We start from the raw sequence: 20098 nt of genomic DNA, 5'->3' as shown, positions 1-20098 counted from the left end.
GGTCGACGAGCATGAGGCGCCGCCACGCCGCTGCCCGACAGGCATCGGGCGCCGGTGCGGGCCCACACGACCAGCAGGGGGCCCACCATGCTGATCGAGTAGCCCGCCGAGCGGGCGTATCGAGATCCACCGGCACCGGGACTGGAGTCTGCAGACTCGGCCTGCTGACGACGGTGGGTCTCGATACGCCCCTGCGGGGCTACTCGACCACCATAGGTGGCCGCTGCGCGACTACTCGAGAGGCGGCGGGCTAGGGGCGGGGCCAGGCCGCGGCGAGGCTCGCGCGGACGTCGCCGAGGAGCTGGGGCAGGGCCTTGGTGCGGGCGATGATCGGGAAGAAGTTGGCGTCGGTCGCCCAGCGCGGCACGACGTGCTGGTGCAGGTGGGCGGCGATGCCGGCGCCGGCGACGGCGCCCTGGTTCATGCCGAGGTTGAAGCCGTCGTTGTTCGAGACCTCGCGGAGGACGCGCATCGCCGTCTGGGTGAGCGCGCCGATCTCGGCCACTTCCTCGGGAGTGGCCTCGTCGTAGAGCGGGATGTGCCGGTACGGGCAGACCAGGAGGTGGCCGGAGTTGTACGGGAAGAGGTTCAGCAGGACGAACGCGTGCTCGCCGCGCGCGACGATCAGCGCCTCCTCGTCGCTCAGCGTCGGCGCGACGCAGAACGGGCAGTCGTCGTCGCCCGGCTGGCCCTTCCGGATGTACACCATCCGGTGCGGGGTCCACAGGCGCTGGAACTCGTCGGGGACGCCGGCGAGGTGCGCGGAAGACTCGGCGCCCTCGGGGACGGCGTCGTCGAACGGCTCCCCCACCGCTAGACCTGGGCCTTGGTCGCGATGGCCTCGCGGATCCGGGCGACGGCGTCGGCGACGGGGATGCCGTTCTCCTGGGTGCCGTCGCGGAAGCGGAAGCTGACCGCACCGGCGTCGCGGTCCTTCTCGCCGACGATCAGCTGGAACGGGACCTTCTGCAGGGTCGCGTTGCGGATCTTCTTCTGCATCCGGTCGCTGGAGTAGTCGATCTCGGCGCGGACGCCGGCCTTCTTCAGCTGACCGACCACGTCCTCGAGGTAGGGCAGGTACTCGTCGGCGATCGGGATGCCGACGACCTGCACCGGCGAGAGCCAGACCGGGAACGCTCCGGCGTAGTGCTCGGTGAGGATGGCGAAGAAGCGCTCGATCGAGCCGAAGAGGGCGCGGTGGATCATCACCGGGCGCTTCTTCGAGCCGTCGGAGGCGGTGTACTCGAGCTCGAAGCGCTCGGGCTGGTTGAAGTCGAGCTGGATCGTCGACATCTGCCAGGTCCGGCCGATGGCATCGCGGGCCTGGACCGAGATCTTCGGGCCGTAGAACGCGGCTCCACCCGGGTCGGGGACCAGCTCGAGGCCGGACTCGACGGCGACGGCGCGCAGCGACTCGATCGCCGACTCCCACTGCTCGGGGTCGCCGACGAACTTCGGGTTGCCCTCGTCGTTGGTGGAGAGCTCGAGGTAGAAGTCGTCGAGGCCGTAGTCGCGCAGGACCTGGAGCACGAACTCGAGGTTGCGGGTCAGCTCGGCCGACACGTCCTCCTGCGTGACGTAGATGTGCGCGTCGTCCTGGGTCAGCCCGCGGACGCGGGTGAGGCCCTGCAGGGTGCCGCTCTTCTCGTAGCGGTACACGGTGCCGAACTCGGCCAGGCGCAGCGGCAGCTCGCGGTAGCTGCGCCCGCGCGAGCGGAAGATCAGGTTGTGGAACGGGCAGTTCATGGGCTTCAGGTAGTAGTCCTGGCCCTGGCGGGTGACGGTGCCGTCCTCGTCCTGCAGCTCGTCGAGGTGCATCGGGGGGAACATGCCCTCGGCGTACCACTGCAGGTGGCCGCTGGTCATGAAGAGGTCGCCCTTGGTGATGTGCGGCGTGTAGACGAGCTCGTAGTCGTGGGCGAGCAGCTGCTCGCGCATGTACTGCTCGATCTCGTAGCGGATGATGCCGCCCTTGGGGTGGAAGACCGCGAGGCCGGAGCCGATCTCGTCCGGGAACGAGAAGAGGTCGAGCTCGTGGCCGAGCTTGCGGTGGTCGCGGCGGGCGGCCTCCTCGAGGCGGGCCTGGTGCGCGCGCAGCTCGTCCTTCGTGGGCCAAGCGGTGCCGTAGACGCGCTGCAGCTGCGGGTTCTTCTCCGAGCCGCGCCAGTAGGCCGCGGCGTTGCGGGTCAGCGCGTAGCCGCTGCCGATCATCCGGGTGTTGGGCAGGTGCGGGCCGCGGCAGAGGTCCTTCCAGACCGTCTCGCCGGTGCGGGGGTCGACGTTGTCGTAGATGGTGAGCTCAGCGCCGCCCACCTCGACCGACTCGCCGTCGGCGCCCGCGCCCTTGAGGCCGATCAGCTCGAGCTTGTACGGCTCGGCGGCCAGCTCGGCGCGCGCCTCGTCCTCGGTGACGACGCGGCGCACGAAGCGCTGGCCCTGGCGGATGATGCGGTCCATCGCCTTCTCGAGCGCCTTCATCGCCTCGGGCGTGAAGGGCTCGGTGACGTCGAAGTCGTAGTAAAAGCCGTCGGTGACGGGCGGGCCGATGCCGAGCTTCGCCTCCGGGTTGCTCTGCTGCACGGCCTGCGCGAGCACGTGCGCGGCGGAGTGGCGGAGGATGCTCAAGCCGTCGGGCGAGGAGATCAGGACGGGCTCGATGCTGTCGCCGGGGACGACGTCGGCGGCCAGGTCCTTCAGCTCGCCGTTGACGCGGATCGCGACGACCGCCCGGTCGGTGAAGTGCGTGAACCCCGTGCCGGCCTCGGTGACGACGGCGGCGTCGGCGGTGGGACGGGACGATTCGGGGACGTTCGACGTTGCGTTCGACACGCGCGGGTGCTCCTCTGGGGCTGGGGGACCCCTCGACTTTAGTCGTCGGCGCGGCCGCCTCGACGCGTCGACGCGGCCCGGAAGGTGACCTCCCGGGCCGCGCAGGGATTCCCGCGCCCCGTCTCGATTCCTGGCGATCGGGGGCGGCAGTGCTCCCCTGGCGCCGGGGCGCGACCCGATCGCACTCCCGGCACCGGGACGATTCTAGGAGGATCGCTGAGGAGCGCCCGGGAGTCGGTCGAGGATGTCACCCCTTCTACGACCCTCTTACTGGGGCCACGCACCGGGTTGCCAGGAGCGCTATGTTCGGCTGAGAACCACCCGACCACCGGGACCGGAGCGCACGAACCCTGTCGTGCCGCGCCGCCCCGACGCGAGGCCCCACCTCGACCGATCTGCTCATCCTGGGAGTACGACGGTCACAGCGGTGCCGACGTGGCGACGATGCATCGCGGCCCCGAAACCGCGACGTCCTCTGAGCCCGCCCTGCAGTACCCCCCTTCCCTGTAAACCCGAAATGCAGGTTGATCCTTTGTATGCACCACTGGTGCGCGCCTCCAGCGCGCCCACACGGCTCCCTCCCTCCTCGAGACCCCGTCGCCTCCCCCCGGCGACCCGGCATACGAGCGGCGGTGAGAGCAGGAGACCGCGGTGACCGCCGTCTCCACCGCGGCCCCGACTCCTCAGCGCGATCCGCGCGCCCTCGTCCTCGTTCCGGCACCGCCGGCGGAGGCCTCGAGCTGGCGACGCCGATTCTCGCGGAGGGTCCTGGCCGCGGACGTCTTGGTCGTGCTCGGGTCCGTGTCGCTGGCCGCCGGCCTGCGCTCGACCGTCGTAGCGCGATCCGCCGAGGCGCGCTCGGCCGACCTCGTGGTCGCCGGCGTCCTCGGCACCCTCTGGGTCTGCTCCGTCCTCCTCGCCCAGCGGCGCCTCGCGCACCGCATCGGAGCGGGAGCGGACGAGTTCCGCCGTCTGCTCTCGGCGACGGTCGCGACGTTCGGCCTCGCCTCCGTCGCCTCGGTCCTCACCCACGTCGACCTGCCGCGGGTGCACGTGCTGATCGCCCTGCCCGTCGGGCTCGGCGGGATGCTGGCGGCGCACGCCCTCAGCCGCGGGCACCTGGCCCGGGAGCGACGGGCCGGCCGTGCCCTGTCCCGGGTGATCGTCGTCGGCAGCGCCGGCGACGTGACGCACATCGTCACGCAGATCGACCGCCGGCGCGGCCGCGTCGAGTACGACGTCGTCGGCGTCGCGCTCTCGACCGGCGGTGAGCGCACGCTCCTCGCCGACCCGCGGCGCTCGATCACCGTGCGCGGCCGCTCGATCCCGGTCGTCGGAGCGATCGACACGATCGCCCAGGCGGTCGTCGAGCAGCGCGCCGACGCGGTCGTCGTGGCCGGTCAGGTGGACGGCGGCGACGCCTACCTCCGCCGGCTCTGCTGGGCGCTCGAGCCGTTCGCGGTCGAGCTGGTGCTCGCACCGGGGCTCAGCAGTGTCGCCGGACCGCGCATCCACTGGCGCCCGGTGGACGGTCTCCCGCTGATGCGGGTCGAGCCGCCGCGCTACTCCGGTCCGCGCCACGCGCTCAAGCGGGTGCTCGACGTGAGCGTCTCGGCCCTCGCCCTGCTGGTGCTCTCGCCGCTGCTGGCCGTGCTCGCGGTGATGATCCGCCGCGACAGCACCGGGCCCGCACTCTTCCGGCAGCAGCGGGTCGGCCGCGCCGGTCACCTCTTCACCATGCTCAAGTTCCGCTCGATGAGCATCGACGCGGAGTCGCGGCTGGCGGAGCTGAGCGCGGCGAACGAGGGCTCCGGCCTGCTGTTCAAGCTGCGCGACGATCCACGGGTGACCCCGCTCGGCCGCGTGCTGCGGCGGTACTCGCTCGACGAGCTGCCCCAGTTCTGGAACGTGCTGCGCGGCAGCATGAGCCTGGTCGGCCCGCGCCCGCCGCTGCTGAGCGAGGTGGAGCGCTACGACGACGTCGTGAACCGCCGCCTCTACATCAAGCCCGGCATCACCGGGCTCTGGCAGACCGGCGGCCGCTCCGAGCTCGATTGGGAGGACGGGATCCGACTCGACCTCTACTACGTCGAGAACTGGTCGCTGGCCGGCGACCTGCTCATCCTCTGGCGGACCCTGCGCGTGATGCTCCGCCCGGTCGGCGCGTACTGACGCACGACCGCTCCCCTCCTCTCCTCTCCCTCTCCTCCTCCGGCGCTCTCCCCGCCGTCCCCTCCCTCGGCGCGCCCTGACGCGCCGTCCCCACCCGTCCGCGCGCTCCTTCTCCCTGGTCGGAGCGCCCGGTCCCCTCGGCGTGCCCGCATGCCGCCCTCCTCACCCGAAGGAACCCGCCATGACCACCACCATCCCCTCCCGGAGGCTCCGCGTCGCGCTCGTCGGCGCCGGCTACTGGGGCCCGAACCTCGCCCGGAACTTCTCCGCCAGCGCCGACTGGGACCTGGTCGCGATCTGCGACCTCGACCCGGTCCGCGCGGAGGCCGTCTCCCGCGCCAACGGCTCCGTGCCGGTGCTGCGCTCGCTCTCGGACGTCCTCGACCTGCCGGGACTCGACGCCATCGCCATCGCCACGCCGGCGCGCACCCACCACGCGATCGCCATGGCGGCGATCGCCGCGGGACTGCACGTGCTGGTCGAGAAGCCGCTCGCCGACTCGAGCGTGCTCGGGATCGACATGGTGAACGCCGCCGAGCGCGCCGGTGTCGTGCTGATGGCCGACCACACCTACTGCTACACGCCCGCCGTGCTGAAGATGAAGGAGCTGATCGCCGCCGGCTCGCTCGGCGACGTGCTCTTCGTCGACGCGGTGCGGATCAACCTCGGTCTGATCCAGCCCGACGTCGACGTGTTCTGGGACCTCGCCCCGCACGACCTGTCGATCCTCGACTTCATCATCCCCGGCGGCCTGCGCCCCGGGAACGTGGCCGCCCAGGGCTCCGACCCGCTCGGCTCCGGGCGCGCCTGCGTCGGCTACCTGACCGTCCCGCTCGGCCAGGGCGCCATCGCCAACGTTCACGTGAACTGGCTCAGCCCGACCAAGATCCGCCGGATGGTGATCGGCGGCTCGCGGCGCACGCTGGTCTGGGACGACGTGAATCCGCAGCAGCGCCTCAGCGTCTTCGACCGCGGCGTCGACCTCGGCACCTCGCTCCGCGGCGGGACCTCCCGCCACGACGCGGCGATCTCCTACCGCCTCGGCGACACCTGGTCGCCCGCCCTGCCCGAGCGCGAGCCGCTCGCCGACATGGTCACTGAGTTCGCGACCTCGATCTCGGAGCGCCGCGCGCCCCGCACCGACGGCCGCGCCGCCCTGCGCGTCCTCAGCGTCCTGGAGCAGGTCAGCGACCGGCTGCTCGACGCCGGCCAGGTCAGCCGCACCACCGCTCCGGCGGTCCGCCTGGAGGAGGCGTCGTGGCTGAGCTGACCCCCTCCCCCGTCTCGCTCGAGGGCGCCGAGGTCCTGGTGACCGGCGGTGCCGGCACCATCGGCTCGACGATCGTCGACCGCCTCCTCGACACCGGCGTCAGCCGGGTCGACGTCCTCGACAACCTCGTCCGCGGGCGCCGGCAGAACCTCGAGCACGCGCTCGCGGACGGCCGGGTCAGGCTGATCGAGGGCGACATCCGCGACCGCGCGATGGTCGACTCGGTCGTCCGCGGCAAGGACGTCGTCTTCCACCAGGCGGCGATCCGGATCACCCAGTGCGCGGAGGACCCGCGCCTGGCCTTCGACGTCCTCGCCCAGGGCTCCTTCACCGTCTTCGAGGCGGCGGCGGCGCACGGCGTGGGCCGGGTGGTGGCCGCGTCCAGCGCCTCCGTCTACGGACTCGCGACGCAGTTCCCCACTCCCGAGAGCAACAACCCCTACGCCAACGACACGATCTACGGCGCGGCGAAGGCCTTCTCGGAGGGCATGCTCACCAGCTTCGGCGCGATGAACGGCCTGCGCTCGACGGCGCTGCGCTACTTCAACGTCTACGGACCGCGGATGGACGTGCACGGCCTCTACACCGAGGTGCTCGTGCGCTGGATGGAGCGGATCGAGGCGGGCGTCCCGCCGCTGATCATGGGCGACGGCGCGCAGACGATGGACTTCGTGCACGTGGACGACGTCGCGCGGGCCAACGTGGTCGCGGCGACGGCGGGCCGCGACGGCGCCTTCAACATCGGCACGGGGGTCGAGACCAGCCTGCTGGAGCTCGCCCGCACGCTGCTGCACGTCATGGAGTCCGACCTCGACGTCGTCTTCGCACCGGCGCGCTCGGTCAACGGCGTCACCCGCCGCCTGGCCGACACCCGGGCGGCGCGCGACGAGCTCGGCTTCGTCACCGCGTACGACCTGGAGAGCGGTCTGCGCTCCCTGGTCGAGTGGTGGCGCGCCGAGCGGCTGGACGCCCCCGTCCTGAGCGGAGCGACCCGATGAGCGCGGCGAGCACCGGCGCGGCGAGCACCGGCGCGGCGAGCACCGGGCGCATCGACGTGATGCGCCCCTGGCTGGGCACCGAGGAGAGCGACGCGCTCGCCGAGGTGATCGCTTCCGGCTGGATCGCGCAGGGCCCCCGGGTCGCGCGCTTCGAGGCGGCCTTCGCCGAGGCGATGGGCGTCGGCCACGCGGTCGCGCTGTCCAGCTGCACCACGGCCCTGCACCTCGGGCTCGTGGTCGGCGGCGTGAGCGCCGGGGACGACGTCGTGGTCCCCTCCTTCTCCTTCATCGCGACCGCCAACGCGGTCGTGCACGCCGGCGGCCGGCCCGTCTTCGCCGACGTCGACCCGGTCACGGGCAACGTCACCGCGGAGACGATCGCCGCGGCGCTGACCCCGGCCACCCGCGCGGTGATCGCGGTCGACCAGGGCGGCGTGCCCGTCGACCTCGAGCCGATCCGCGCACTCTGCGACCCGCTCGGTGTCCTCGTCCTCGAGGACGCCGCCTGCGGCGCGGGCTCGCGCTACCGCGGCCGCTCCGTCGGCGCCGGCGCGGCTCTGACCGCCTGGTCGTTCCACCCGCGCAAGCTCCTCACCACCGGTGAGGGCGGGATGCTCACGACGGACGACGCGAACCTCGCGGCCCGCGCCCGCCGCCTGCGCGAGCACTCGATGTCCGTCTCCGCGGCGGACCGGCACGGCAGCGTGCTCGCCGCACCGGAGCACTACGACGAGGTCGGCTTCAACTTCCGGATGACCGATCTGCAGGCGGCCCTCGGCCTCGTGCAGCTCGGCCGGCTGCCGGCACTGATCGAGCGCCGCCGGGCGCTCGCGGCCCGCTACGCGGCGGCCTTCGCCGACGTCCCGGGCCTGCGCACGGTGACCGACCCGGAGCACGGCACGAGCAACTTCCAGTCGTTCTGGATCGAGGTCGGCGACGACTACCCGCTCGAGCGCGACGGCCTGATGGCCGAGCTCGCCTCCCGCGACGTCTCCGCCCGCCGCGGCATCATGGCGGCCCACCGCCAGCCGCCGTACCGCGCCCACCCGAACGCGGACCGACTGCCCGTCACCGAGCGCCTGACCGACCGGACGCTGATCCTGCCGCTCTTCCACGCCCTCACCGAGCAGGACCAGGACCGGGTGATCGAGGCCGTTCTGGCCCCGTCGCGCCTGGCCCGCGAGCACGAGACGGCGGTCCTCCGTGCGTGATCTGATCCTGGTCGGCGCGAGCGGACTGGCGCGCGAGACCCTCGCCCTCCTCTCCGTGAGCGGCAGCCACCGCGTCATCGGCGTGGTCGACGACGGCGCCGCGCGCTGGGGCACCGAGATCTCGGGAGTCCCCGTGATCGGCGGCCTCGACGCGATCGCCGAGCACCCCCGCGCCGAGATCGCCGTCTGCGTCGGCCACGGCAGCGGCCGGGCGCGCATCGTCGACCGCCTCCGCGCGCTCGGCGTGCACGACCACCGCTACGCGCGGATCGTGCACCCGGCCATCCACGTGCCCGACGACTGCCGGATCGGCGCGGGGAGCATCCTGCTCGCCGGCGTCGTGCTGACCGCGGATGTGGCGATCGGCCGGCACGTGGTGGCGATGCCGAACGTGACCCTCACCCACGGCGACCGCATCGGCTCGTTCGCCACCCTCTGCGCCGGGGTCACCCTCGGCGGCGGGGTGCGGGTGGGCGAGGAGGCGTACCTGGGCATGGGTGCCTCCGTCCGCGAGCGCTCGCGGATCGGCCGCCGGGCGACGCTCGGCATGGGCGCGGTGCTGCTGCGCGATCAGCCGGCCGGCGAGACCTGGCTGGGCGTGCCCGCGGCTCCGCGGATCGAGCCCGACGCCGTCCGGCGCACGGACAGCACCCTCGAAGGAGCGTCCGCATGAGCGCCGTCCGCGGGCACCGGTCGCCGGTGCTCCCCCTCTCCGGCCCGGCGCCGCTCGTCTCGGTCGTGATCGCGGCCGTCGACGGCGCATCTCCCCTCGCCGCGCTGGCGAGCGTCCTCGCGCAGCGCGGCGTCCGGCTGGACGTCGTCGTCGTGACGGACGCGGATCCGGTCGTCGACGACGAGCGCGTGCGCGTGCTCGAGGTGCCCGCCGGCCTCGGCACGATCGCCGCCCGCAACGCCGGGCTCGCGCTCGTCCGCGGCGAGTCCGTGCTGGTGCTGCCGAGCACCGACGCGCTCACCGCCGGGGCGCTCGAGCGGGCGGCGGCCCTGCTGGCCGCGCACCCGTGGGTAGGCGCCGTGCACGGCGACGCCGAGATCTCGGTCCGGCCCGCGACCGCGGCCACCGGGCGCGTGGAGTGGACGCTGTGGAGCGGGGCCGACTGGATCGAGCGCACGAGCCGGCACGGCTCCGACCTCCTGGTCGACCACGCCGTGCTGGTCCGCCGCTCGATCGCCGACGCTCTCGGCGGCTACGCCGAGGACCTCCCCCGCACCGCCGACCTCGACTACGGGCTGCGGCTCGCGGCGCTCGGCGGGATCGGCCGCATCAGCGGCGTCGTCCAGACCCGCTGCCACCCGCAGCCGAGCAGCGACCCGCTGGCGGAGCTGCGCGAGCGCCGCGGCACGATCGAGCACTTCTTCACCAGCGCCGGGCACGACTCCTCCGGCCGCCGGGCGCAGGGCGGGGACCGCCGCGCGAACGCCGGCCGCGCCCTCGCCCACGAGGCGATGGGCCGGGCGCTGCGCAGCCGCGCCTCGGCACGCCCCGAGGATCAGGCCGAGGGCGCCCGCTTCGCCTCGATCGCCGCCGAGTGCTGGCCGGCGGTCGTCGACACGGCCGAGTGGCGGCGGTTCGTCCGCGCCGGCGAGCGCGCTCGGAAGCCGCTCTCGTGACCGCCGTCGAGTCCCCTCCGGTCTCCGCGGGCCGGAGCCGCATCGCATCGGCCCTGGGCTGGAGCGCGCTCAGCACGATCGCGCTCCGGCTCGGCAGCCTCGCCCTGGGCGTCGTGCTGGCCCGGCTGCTCGCGCCCGAGGCGTTCGGCGTCTACGCGCTCGCGCTCACCGTGCAGTCGGTGCTGATGGCGCTGTCCGACTTCGGACTCAGCACCGATCTGATCCGCTCGAGCGAGCCCGAGCGGCGCGCGCCGACCGTGGCCGTGCTCGGCCTGGTCCTCGGCGGGACTCTCGGCGCGGCGATGGCGGCCTCGGCGCCGATGATCGCCGCGGCGACGGGCTCGCCCGAGACGGCCGGCGTGCTGGCGGTCCTCGCGATCACCCTGCCGCTGGCCGGGGCAGGAGTGGTCCCCTACGCCGCGCTGCAGCGCCGCTTCGCTCAGCGGCCGCTCTTCCTGATCGCCGCCGTCGACTTCGTCGTCTCCACCGCGATCACCCTGGCGCTGCTCGCCGCCGGGACCGGGGTGCTGGCGCTCGCCGTCGCCCGCGTCGTCGCGCAGACCTGCACGATGGTGCTGCTCTTCGTCGCCGCCCGCGAGCGGCCGCGCCTGGGGTGGGACCGCGCGATCGCCCCCTCCGCGCTGCGCTTCGGCCTGCCGGTGGCGATCGCCAACCTGATCTCCTGGGGCGTGCTCGGCACCGACAAGGTGGTGATCGCCGGGCTGATCGAACCGGTGGCGCTGGGCTACTACGTCCTCGCGTTCAACATCTCGACCTGGCCGATGACCGCGGTGGGCCAGGTGGTCCGCTCCGTCGCTCTGCCCGCGTTCTCCCGGGCGCACGAGGACGGCCGCCCCCTGCCCGTCGCCGCGGCGACCGGGCTGACCTGGGCGCTCGCCGCTCCGCTCGGCGCGCTGCTCGCCGCCCTGGCCGCCCCGCTCGTGCACGTCGTCTACGGCGAGCGCTGGGCTCCCGCCGCGGCGGCGCTGGGGCTCCTCGGCGTCGTCGGCGCGCTGCGGGTGGTGGCCGATCTCTTCAGCTCGGCGGCACTCGCGAAGGGCGGCTCCGGCCGCGTCGCGATCGTGCAGGGCGTCTGGTTCGCGGCGCTCACGCTCGCGCTCGTCCCGGCGGTCCTGGGCGGCGGCTTCGTCGGCGCGGCCTGGGCGCAGATCGGGGTGGCCGCGCTCGTGGTCGGTCCCGTCTTCGCCTGGCTGCTGCGCTCGATCGACGTCGACCTGCGCGCCGTGGGCCGCTCCCTGCTGCCGCCGGCGCTCGCCGCGGCGGCCGCGGCCGGTGCCGCGCTGCTCGTCCCGATCGGCCTCGACGCCGTCGGCCTCGATGCCGACTGGCTCGCCCTCCTCGGGGGCGGCGCGACCGGCGGCGTCCTCTACCTCCTCCTCCTGCGGACCTGGCTGCTGCGCCGGGTCCGCGAGCTCACCTCCGACCGAAGGAACCCGTCATGACCACCGAGCCGATCGTCCCGCTCGCCGATCTGCACCTCCAGCACCTCGTCGTCGCCGACGTGATCCGGGAGGGCTTCGACCGCGTGCTCGCGGACTCGTCGTTCGTCCGCGGTCCGGACGTGTCCCGCTTCGAGGAGGAGTTCGCCGCGTACTGCGACGTGCGGCACACCGTCGGCGTCGGCAACGGGACGGACGCGCTCGAGCTCGCCCTCCTGGCGCTCGACCTCGCACCCGGCGACGAGGTGCTCGTCCCCGCGAACACCTTCGTGGCGACCGCCGAGGCCGTCGTGCGCGCCGGCGCCCGGCCGGTGTTCGTCGACTGCGACGACGACTACCTGATCGACGTCGACTCGGCCGCGGAGGCCGTCACTCCCCGCACCCGCGCGGTGATGGCCGTGCACCTCTACGGGCAGTGCGCCCCGGTGGAGCGGCTGTCCGCCGCTCTCGGCGAGGAGGTGCGGATCGTCGAGGACGCCGCGCAGGCCCAGGGCGCCCGGCGCTTCGGCGCCCGCGCAGGCTCGCTCGGCGCCATCGCCGGCACCAGCTTCTACCCGGGCAAGAACCTCGGCGCCTACGGCGACGCGGGCGGAGTGATGACCGACGACGACGAGCTCGCCGCGGCAGTCCGGCGCCTCGGCAACCACGGCGGCCTCAGCGCCTACCGGCACGACGTGGTCGGCACGAACTCGCGGCTCGACTCGCTGCAGGCGGTCGTGCTGAGCGCGAAGCTCGCGCACCTGGACGAGTGGAACCAGCAGCGCCGCGACGCCGCCGCCCGCTACGCCGAGCTCCTCGACGGCGTCGACGGGCTGGTCCTCCCCCGCACCGCGCCGGGCAACGAGCACGTGCACCACCTCTACGTCGTGCGCACCCCGGAGCGGGAGCGCCTGCGCGCCGCGCTCGCGGAGGCCGGCGTCGCGACCGGAGTGCACTACCCGACCCCGGTGCACCTGCTGGCCCCGTTCCTCCCCGCCTCCGGCCGCCCGCGCCCGCTGCCGCGCGCCGAGGCGTTCGCCGGGCAGCTGCTGACGCTGCCGCTGTTCCCCGGCATCACGGCGGCGCAGCAGGAGTACGTGGCGGAGTCGCTGATCGCCGCGCTGCGGAGCACGACCTCCGCCGCCCCGAGCCCGGCGGGGGTGCTGTCGTGACGACCGCCGTCGCCGCGGGGACCCGGCGCGGTCGCACGGTGCCGGTCGAGGACGTCGACACCTCCGACGCCACCGTCTCGGTCCTCATCCCGCTGCACGACTACGCGCAGTTCCTGCCCGCCGCCGCGGCGAGCGCCCTCGGCCAGACGGGCGTCCGCGTGCAGCTGGTGATCGTCGACGACCGCTCCACCGACGACTCGCTCGCGGTGGCCCGCTCGATCGCGGCCGGCGACGACCGCGTCCTGGTGCTGGCGAACCCGCGGAACCTCGGTCCCGTCGGCAGCGTGCTCGCCGCGCTGGCCGTGGCGACCGGCGAGTTCTCCTGGTATCTCGACGCCGACGACGTGATCGCTCCGGGCGCCCTGGCCCGCGCGGTCGCCGTCGCCCGCGCGCACCCGTCGGTCGGGCTGGTCTACGGCCACCCCGTGCACTTCCCGGACGGGTCGGTGCTGCCGACCGCGCGGACGACTCCGACGTCGTGGCTGCTCTGGTCCGGCGGCGACTGGCTGCACGAGCGCTGCCGCACCGGGCTCAACGTGATCACCTCGCCCGAGGTGCTCGTGCGCCGGTCCGTCCTCGACCGCGTCGGCTGGCCCCGGCCGCTGCCGCACACCTACGACATGGAGCTCTGGCTGCGCCTCTCGGCCGCGTCCGACGTCGCCTACATCCAGGGCGTCGACCAGGCCTGGCACCGCGAGCACGCGGGCAGCCGCTCGGACACCGTGACGCCGCTGCACGACCTGCGCGAGCGCCTGCTCGCCTTCGAGACCTTCTTCGCCGATCCCGGCGGACCGCTCGAGCGGCGCGACGAGCTCGAGCACCTCGCCCGGCGGGCCCTCGCCCGCGACGCCCTCGTCAAGGGCGCGCAGCGCTTCGACAGCGGCGGCGCCACCGCGGCGGACCTCGAGGAGCACCTCGGCTTCGCGCACCAGGTCTACGGCGACGCGGCCCGGCTGCCCGAGTGGGAGCGCCTGCAGTCGCGGCTGCTGAGCGCGCCGAGCGACCGCTTCTCCCCGCGCTTCCTGCTGGAGCGGGTGCTGCGGCGCCTGCGCACCGACCGGTCCTGGCGCCGCTGGCACCGCGAGGGGAGCTTCTGATGCGCGCCTCCCGCGTCCCCCGCGAGCTCGTCCGGCGCCTGCGGAGCACCGGCGGCCGCGATGTGCTGCAGCGCGCCGTCCGCTCGCTCGGCGACCGCGTCGGCGTCCGCGAGCTCGACATGCCGCTGCTCCCCGGCGACATCGCCGACTCCGGTCTCCTCGATCTGCCCGGCGCCCCGGTCCGCGCCGAGGGCCCCGCGTCGATCGGCTGGATCTGCACCCCGCCCGACCGCGGCTCCGGCGGCCACACCACCCTGTTCCGGATGGTGCAGGGCCTGGTCGCGCGCGGCCACCGCTGCACCCTCTTCCTCTACGACCGGCACGGGGCCGACTTCGAGACCCGCGCCGCGATCATCCGCGCCGGCTGGCCGTGGCTCGACGTGGACATCCGCAGCGCCGACGACGGCGTCACCGGCGTGGACGCGGCCGTCGCGACCTCCTGGGAGACCGCGCACGTGCTCGCCACCCGAGGAACGGCGCCGATGGCCCGGCTGTACTTCGTGCAGGACTACGAGCCGTTCTTCCACCCGCGCGGGACCCTCGCGGCCCTGGCGGAGGACAGCTACCGATTCGGCTTCCGCACGATCGCCCTCGGCGAGATGGTGCGCTCGCACCTCGACGCGCTCGGCGTCACGAGCGACCTCGCGCCGTTCGGCTGCGACACCACCACCTACACGCTGGACAACCCCGACGGCGAGCGCTCGGGCGTGGTGTTCTACGCCAAGCCCGCCGCCGACCGGCGCGGCTACCTGCTCGGCCGGCGGGCGCTCGCGCTCTTCCACGCCGAGCACCCCGAGGTGCCGATCCACGTCTACGGCACGGCGCCCGGAGTGTGGGACGTGCCGGTGATCGAGCACGGCACCCTCGCGCCGAGCGAGCTCGCCGCGCTCTACAACCGCTGCTCGGCCGGCATCGCCCTCTCCTTCACCAACATCTCGCTGGTGGCGGAGGAGCTGCTCGCCTGCGGCGCCGTCGCCGTGGTGAACGACGCCGTCGACGCCCGCGCGGACCTGCCGCACCCCGGCGCGAGCTGGGCCCGCCCGACTCCGGCGGGCATCGCGGAGGCGCTCGGCCGCGCGGTCGACGCCGCCCGTCCCGGCCGCGAGGTCGCCACCGGCGTCCGGCACGGCTGGGGCGTCGCCCAGGAGGTCGTCGAGCGCGTCGTCCTCGACGAGCTCGCCCGGACGACCCTCGCCGGCCCGGCACGCACCGCGGCCGCTGCCCCCGCCCCCGCACTCGTCCCCTCACTCGCCCCCGCTCGATCGGAGAGCTGACCCATGACCCTCGAAACCCACCGCCGGGTCGTCCTCGGCGGCAGCCCCGTCGATCTCGCCCGGCACGAGGAGGCGGTCCGCACCATCGCGGACCGCGCCGCCGCCCTGCACGACGCGCCGCTGGGCGTCCTCTCCGTGAACGTCGACCACGTCAACCACTTCGGCCACGGCGGACGCTGGCAGCACGTGCTCGAGCGTCGCGCCCTGCCGGTCGCCGAGGCGCCGACCCTCGTCCTGGTCCCCGTGGCCGAGGGCGAGACCGAGTGGACCGACGCGCCGCTGGACGTCCCGGCCCGCCCGGTCGAGTGGCTCTCGCTCATCGACGGCAGCCCGATCGCCAAGCAGGCCGAGCGCCTCACCGGCGTCTCCTGGCCGCGCCTGGCCGGCAGCGACCTGATCGGGCCGCTGCTGGACCGCGCCGCGACCGACGGCGTGCGCGTCGGCGTGCTCGGCGGCTCCGAGGTCGCGCAGTCGCGGTTGCGCGCCCGCCTGTCCGAGGAGCGGCCCGACCTGGTGATGGCCGGGCTCTGGTCGCCCTCCCGGGCCGAGCTCGCCGACCCCGCCGCCAACGCCGCGCTGGTCGAGTCGATCCGCGGCGCGCGGGTCGACCTGCTCATCGTCGGACTCGGCAAGCCCCGCCAGGAGCTCTGGATCGACGAGCACGGCCCGCGCACCGGCGCGCACGTGCTGCTGGCCTTCGGCGCGGCCGTCGACTTCCTCGGCGGCTCCGTCCGCCGAGCGCCGCAGTGGGTCGCCGACCGCGGCGTGGAGTGGCTCTGGCGCCTCGCCCTCGAGCCGCGCCGCCTCGCGCGCCGCTATCTCGTCGAGGGGCCGCTCGCCTACGCGAGCCTGCGCCGGCACAGCTCGACCACCCCGCAGCGCGGCCCCGTGCTCGGCAGGGCCGCGCAGCCCGCCGCGCCGTCCCCCGTGCTGCCCGTGGTCCTGCCCGGCGGAAGCGCCCGCTTCGTCGGAGCCGGCGAGCGCGCCGACGTCGCCGCCCTCGTCGTCAGCTACCGCTCGGCCGCGACGATGGAGCGCCTGCTGACGAGCCTGCGCGCGGAGGCCGCGACCGGCGTCCGGATCCGCGTGGTCGTCGTCGACAACGCCTCCGACGACGGCTCGCTCGCCCTCGCCTCGGCGCACTCCGACGTCGTCGCCGTCGACGCGGGGGCCAACGTCGGCTACGCCGCCGCGATCAACATCGCCCGGCGGCACGCGGGCGACGCGGGTGCGCTGCTGGTGCTGAACCCCGATCTGGTCGTGCTGCCCGGCGCCGTCTCGACGCTGCTGGCGCGGATGGACTCCTCCTCCGCGGGCATCGTGGTGCCGCTCCTGCTCGACGCCGCGGGCGCCCCGTCGCGCTCGCTCCGCCGCGAGCCGACCCGGCTGCGCGCCCTCGGCGACGCAATGCTCGGCGACAAGGTCCTCGACCGCCCCGCGTTCTCCAGCGAGACCGACAGCGACCCGGAGAGCTACCGGCACGCCCACCGGATCGACTGGGCCACCGGCGCCGCGATGCTGATCGACGCGCTGGTCGCCGCCCGCCTCGGCGACTGGGACGAGCGGTTCTTCCTCTACTCCGAGGAGACGGACTACTTCCGCCGCGCCCGCGACCTCGGCGCCGAGGCCTGGTTCGAGCCCGCCGCGCAGGTCGTGCACGACGGCGGCGGCTCCGGTTCCTCCACCGCCCTCGCCGCGCTGCTCGCCGTGAACCGGGTGCGCTACGTGCAGAAGTTCCACGGCGCGCTGTACTCGAGCACCTTCCGCCTCGTCGTGCTGGCGGCGGAGTCGGCCCGCAGCGCCCTCCCCGGCGCCCGAGGCCGCGAGCACCGGCACGCGGCCCTCGCGCTCGCGGTCGGCGCCCGGCTCGCCTCGCTCCCCTCCGGCGCGCTCGCCCGCCCGCTCGCCGCACCGCACCCGAGCGGCTCGGTCGTCGTCCCCGCGCACGACGAGGAGGCGGTGATCGCCCGCACCCTGGCGCCGCTGGCCGCCGCCGCTGCGAGCGGAGCCCTGGAGGTGATCGTCGTCTGCAACGCCTGCACCGACGCCACCGCCGAGATCGCGCGCGGCTTCGCCGGCGTCACCGTGGTCGAGATCGCCGAGGCGTCCAAGACCGCGGCCCTGAACGCGGGCGACGCGGTGGCCGCCACCTGGCCGCGCCTCTACCTCGACGCGGACGTCGGCGTCACGGCGGACGCGGTCTGGAACGTCTTCGACGCGGTCACCCGCGGCGGGCTGCTCGCCGCCCGGCCGACGGCGGTCTACGACGCGACCGGAGCCGACCCGCTGGTCCGCGCCTACTACCGCGCCCGCTCGCGCACGGCCTCGCTGCACACCGCGCTCTGGGGGGCCGGCGGCTACGCCGTCAGCGGCCCGGGACACGAGCGGATCGGGACATTCCCCGCGCTGATCGCCGACGACGAGTTCGTCGACGGCCGGTTCTCCGTCGCCGAGCGCGCCGTCGTCGCCACCGCCCCCGCGGTGGTGCAGGTGCCCCGGAGCGCGACCAGCCTGCTCGGCGTCCTGCGCCGCACCCAGCGCGGCAGCGCGCAGCTGGCGGCGGCGACCCCCGGCGGCGAGCGCCGCTCGTCCCGCACGGCCGTGCAGGTGCTGCGGGCCGCCCGGGGTCCGCTCGAGCTCGCCGACGCCGCCGTCTACCTCTGCTTCGCCCTCGCCAGCCGGCTGCCGGAGCGGCAGGCGGCGGGCTGGACCCGCGACGAGACCACCCGCCGGGCCTCCTCCGCGCAGTCGGGGGCCTGAGCCGTGGCCGTCATGATCGAGCGGACCGGACCACCGACGCTGCTGCGCCTGGTCGCCTACGCGCTGTTCCTCTTCCCCGCGGATCAGGTGCTCGCTCCCCTGGGCGCGTCCGGCTCGGTCGCGATGGTGCTCGCGCTGCTGCTCACCGGCGCGTGGGCGGCGTCGGCCCTGCTGGGGCTGCACGACCCGATCCCGATGCGCCACCCGGGGCGGGCCGCGCTCACCCTGCTGCTGCTCGTGAGCATCGCGTCCTACGTCCGCTACGCCGTCAACGACACCATCCCGCGCACCGGCGAGGGGCAGCTCAGCGCCGACCGCTGGCTGCTGCTGCTGCTCGCATCCGCCGGGATCGCCCTGGTCACCACCCAGAGCGTGCGCACCCTCGAGGACGCGCGGGTGCTGCTCGGCTCGCTCGTGAACGCGGCGTCGTTCTGCGCGATCGTGGCGATCATCCAGTTCACCACCCACGTCGACCCGGTCGAGTGGATCCGGAGCGTCATGGTCGGCTTCGTCGACAACGGCGGCAGCACGCCGTTCCAGGACCGGGACGGGCTCACCCGGGTGGCGGGCACCACCTTCCACCCGATCGAGCTCGCGGTCGTCTCGGCGATGCTCCTGCCGCTCGCCGTCTGGCGGCTGCTGTACGACCGGACGTCTCCGCGGTTCCTCCGCGCCGCCTCCTGCGTGCTGCTGGTCGTCGCCCTGGCGCTGACGGTCTCGCGGTCGGGGGTGCTCTCCCTGGTGGTGGGCGCAGTCGTCTGCGCGGTCTTCCTGCCCGCGTACGCGCGGAGGTGGGGCTACGTGATCGCGCCCGTCGCCGTCGCGGCGTTCTTCGTGACCACGCCGGGTCTGCTCGGCACTCTCACCGGCTCGATCGGCGCGGGCACCAGCGACTCCTCGATCACCAACCGCCTCGACAACTACCCGCGCGTGGCGGCCCTCGTCGCGCACCAGCCCCTGCTGGGCACCGGCCCGGGCACCTACCTCCCGGACAGCGCCCTGCTCATCCTCGACAACCAGTACCTCGGCGCCGCCATCACGCTCGGCCTCCTCGGCGCCGTCGCGGTGCTCGCCTACTTCGGCGTCCCGGCCCTCTTCGGGCTGATCGCCGCCCAGTTCGCCCGGGACCCGCGCCTGCGCGCCCTGACCGGGAGCGTCGCCGCCTCCGCGACGGTCGCCGCGGTCGCCTCCGCCACCTTCGACTCACTGGGCTTCCCGGTGTTCGCCCTGCTGTACCCGTTCGTGCTCGGCCTGTCCGGGAGCTGCTGGCTCCTGGTCCGCGCCGAGCTCGGACTCCCCTCCGCCCTGAGCACGGACGCCTCCGTCCCCGCCCGCGGCGCGATCGATCACGTCCCAGAAAGGCTGTCCTGATGGACCCCGTCTCCGTTCTCCGCACCCTCTGGCGCCACCGGCTCCTCGCCGGCGTCGTCCTCGTGCTCACCGTCGCCGCGATGGCCTACGTCCTCGTCCTCTCACCGCGCACCTACGCCTCGACCGCGACCTACGCGCTGGTCAATCCGAAGCTGCCCTCCACCGCGGAGCTGGAGGCCGACCCGGCCCTCGCCGCGCTGAACTCCGACAACCCGTACCTGCGCTCCTCGGACAACTCGCTCGCCGCCCAGGTGCTCGTCACCGTGATGAACAGCGACGACACCGCGGACGCGCTCGCCGCGCAGGGTCTCAGCACCCAGTTCGCGGTCGAGCGCTCGGCCTGGGCCGGCCAGGGGCTGCTGCTGAGCGTGACCGCCGACGCACCGACGGCCGACGGCTCGCTCGCCACGACGACGGCGCTCGGCGACCGGCTCGTCGACACGCTGCGCAGCATGCAGACGATCAACGGCGCGGACGACCGCTACCTCTTCACCGCGCTCGAGGTGCAGACGCCCGGCAAGGCCGTCGAGCAGATCTCGGACCGGCTCCGTGCGGTGATCATGGTCGCCGTCGGCGGCGTGGTGCTGCTCTTCGGCGCGATCTCGATCGCCCGCGCCGTCGACGGCCGGCGCGCCGGACGACGGGGCGCCGCGGCCGGCACCTCGACGGCGGCGGCACCGTCTCCGCGCCTCCCGATCGCCGCGCCGAGCGCGACGACCTCCGCGCACGACGCCCCGCCCGCCTTCCGCGCCGCCCCGCACGCCGGGCACAGCACCCCGCCCGCCCTGGTCCGGCACCGCGACCCCGTCCCCGAGCGGAGCGGGCTCACCCCGCACCGCAGCTGAGCGGGCCGCGGCGCCGGACGCCGTGCGGGCC

At 74.5% G+C, this 20098-nt stretch carries 15 protein-coding genes; 13 read left to right on the top strand and 2 right to left on the bottom strand.

Annotation, left to right across the window (positions count from 1 at the left end):
• Positions 1-250: 250 nt before the first annotated feature.
• Both MT350_RS15465 and thrS read right to left on the bottom strand, forming a co-directional pair.
• On the bottom strand, positions 251-811 hold the full coding sequence (locus tag MT350_RS15465) for an HIT domain-containing protein (protein WP_243599927.1): 561 nt from the start codon (positions 809-811) through the stop codon (positions 251-253).
• Between the two features lie 2 nt (positions 812-813).
• Entirely contained in the window at positions 814-2829 is a 2016-nt protein-coding gene (thrS, locus tag MT350_RS15460; RefSeq protein ID WP_374206646.1) for a threonine--tRNA ligase, read from the bottom strand.
• Positions 2830-3480: 651 nt separating this feature from the next.
• On the opposite strand from thrS, the gene MT350_RS15455 reads away from it, so the two are divergent.
• From MT350_RS15455 to MT350_RS15395, 13 genes are all read left to right on the top strand, one after another.
• The gene (locus tag MT350_RS15455; protein ID WP_243616244.1) at positions 3481-5001 is read left to right on the top strand and encodes a sugar transferase; all 1521 of its coding nucleotides are present in this window, start codon (positions 3481-3483) and stop codon (positions 4999-5001) included.
• A 181-nt stretch (positions 5002-5182) separates the two neighbouring features.
• Entirely contained in the window at positions 5183-6271 is a 1089-nt protein-coding gene (locus MT350_RS15450) for a Gfo/Idh/MocA family protein (protein ID WP_123733029.1), read from the top strand.
• Positions 6259-7269 (top strand): NAD-dependent epimerase/dehydratase family protein, encoded by a 1011-nt coding sequence (locus tag MT350_RS15445; protein WP_243599925.1) that lies wholly within the window; start codon positions 6259-6261, stop codon positions 7267-7269. Before MT350_RS15450 ends, MT350_RS15445 begins: the two co-directional genes overlap by 13 nt.
• Positions 7266-8480 carry a DegT/DnrJ/EryC1/StrS aminotransferase family protein gene (locus MT350_RS15440; protein ID WP_243599924.1) on the top strand — a complete coding sequence of 405 codons (1215 nt, stop codon included), beginning with the start codon at positions 7266-7268 and terminating at the stop codon, positions 8478-8480. Before MT350_RS15445 ends, MT350_RS15440 begins: the two co-directional genes overlap by 4 nt.
• Entirely contained in the window at positions 8473-9153 is a 681-nt protein-coding gene (locus MT350_RS15435; protein ID WP_243599923.1) for a NeuD/PglB/VioB family sugar acetyltransferase, read from the top strand. Before MT350_RS15440 ends, MT350_RS15435 begins: the two co-directional genes overlap by 8 nt.
• Entirely contained in the window at positions 9150-10109 is a 960-nt protein-coding gene (locus MT350_RS15430) for a glycosyltransferase family 2 protein (RefSeq protein WP_243599922.1), read from the top strand. The genes MT350_RS15435 and MT350_RS15430 overlap by 4 nt, the downstream gene beginning before the upstream one ends.
• Positions 10106-11572 (top strand): oligosaccharide flippase family protein, encoded by a 1467-nt coding sequence (locus MT350_RS15425; RefSeq protein WP_243599921.1) that lies wholly within the window; start codon positions 10106-10108, stop codon positions 11570-11572. The genes MT350_RS15430 and MT350_RS15425 overlap by 4 nt, the downstream gene beginning before the upstream one ends.
• On the top strand, positions 11569-12720 hold the full coding sequence (locus MT350_RS15420) for a DegT/DnrJ/EryC1/StrS aminotransferase family protein (RefSeq protein WP_243616243.1): 1152 nt from the start codon (positions 11569-11571) through the stop codon (positions 12718-12720). Before MT350_RS15425 ends, MT350_RS15420 begins: the two co-directional genes overlap by 4 nt.
• Positions 12717-13817, top strand: a complete 1101-nt coding sequence (locus tag MT350_RS15415; RefSeq protein ID WP_243599919.1) for a glycosyltransferase family A protein — start codon at positions 12717-12719, stop codon at positions 13815-13817. Before MT350_RS15420 ends, MT350_RS15415 begins: the two co-directional genes overlap by 4 nt.
• Positions 13817-15091, top strand: a complete 1275-nt coding sequence (locus MT350_RS15410; protein ID WP_243599918.1) for a glycosyltransferase family 1 protein — start codon at positions 13817-13819, stop codon at positions 15089-15091. The genes MT350_RS15415 and MT350_RS15410 overlap by 1 nt, the downstream gene beginning before the upstream one ends.
• 3 nt (positions 15092-15094) lie before the next feature.
• On the top strand, positions 15095-17851 hold the full coding sequence (locus MT350_RS15405) for a WecB/TagA/CpsF family glycosyltransferase (protein WP_243599917.1): 2757 nt from the start codon (positions 15095-15097) through the stop codon (positions 17849-17851).
• A gap of 12 nt (positions 17852-17863) precedes the next feature.
• Positions 17864-19222 (top strand): O-antigen ligase, encoded by a 1359-nt coding sequence (locus MT350_RS15400; protein WP_243599916.1) that lies wholly within the window; start codon positions 17864-17866, stop codon positions 19220-19222.
• Complete coding sequence (locus MT350_RS15395) at positions 19222-20067, top strand: chain-length determining protein (RefSeq protein ID WP_243599915.1); 846 nt, start codon at positions 19222-19224, stop codon at positions 20065-20067. Before MT350_RS15400 ends, MT350_RS15395 begins: the two co-directional genes overlap by 1 nt.
• Positions 20068-20098: the final 31 nt, after the last annotated feature.

Source organism: Rathayibacter sp. VKM Ac-2928 (genome assembly GCF_022815545.1).
GTDB classification, from domain to species: Bacteria; Actinomycetota; Actinomycetes; order Actinomycetales; family Microbacteriaceae; genus Rathayibacter; species Rathayibacter festucae.
This window is presented reverse-complemented; position numbering and strand designations above follow the sequence as displayed.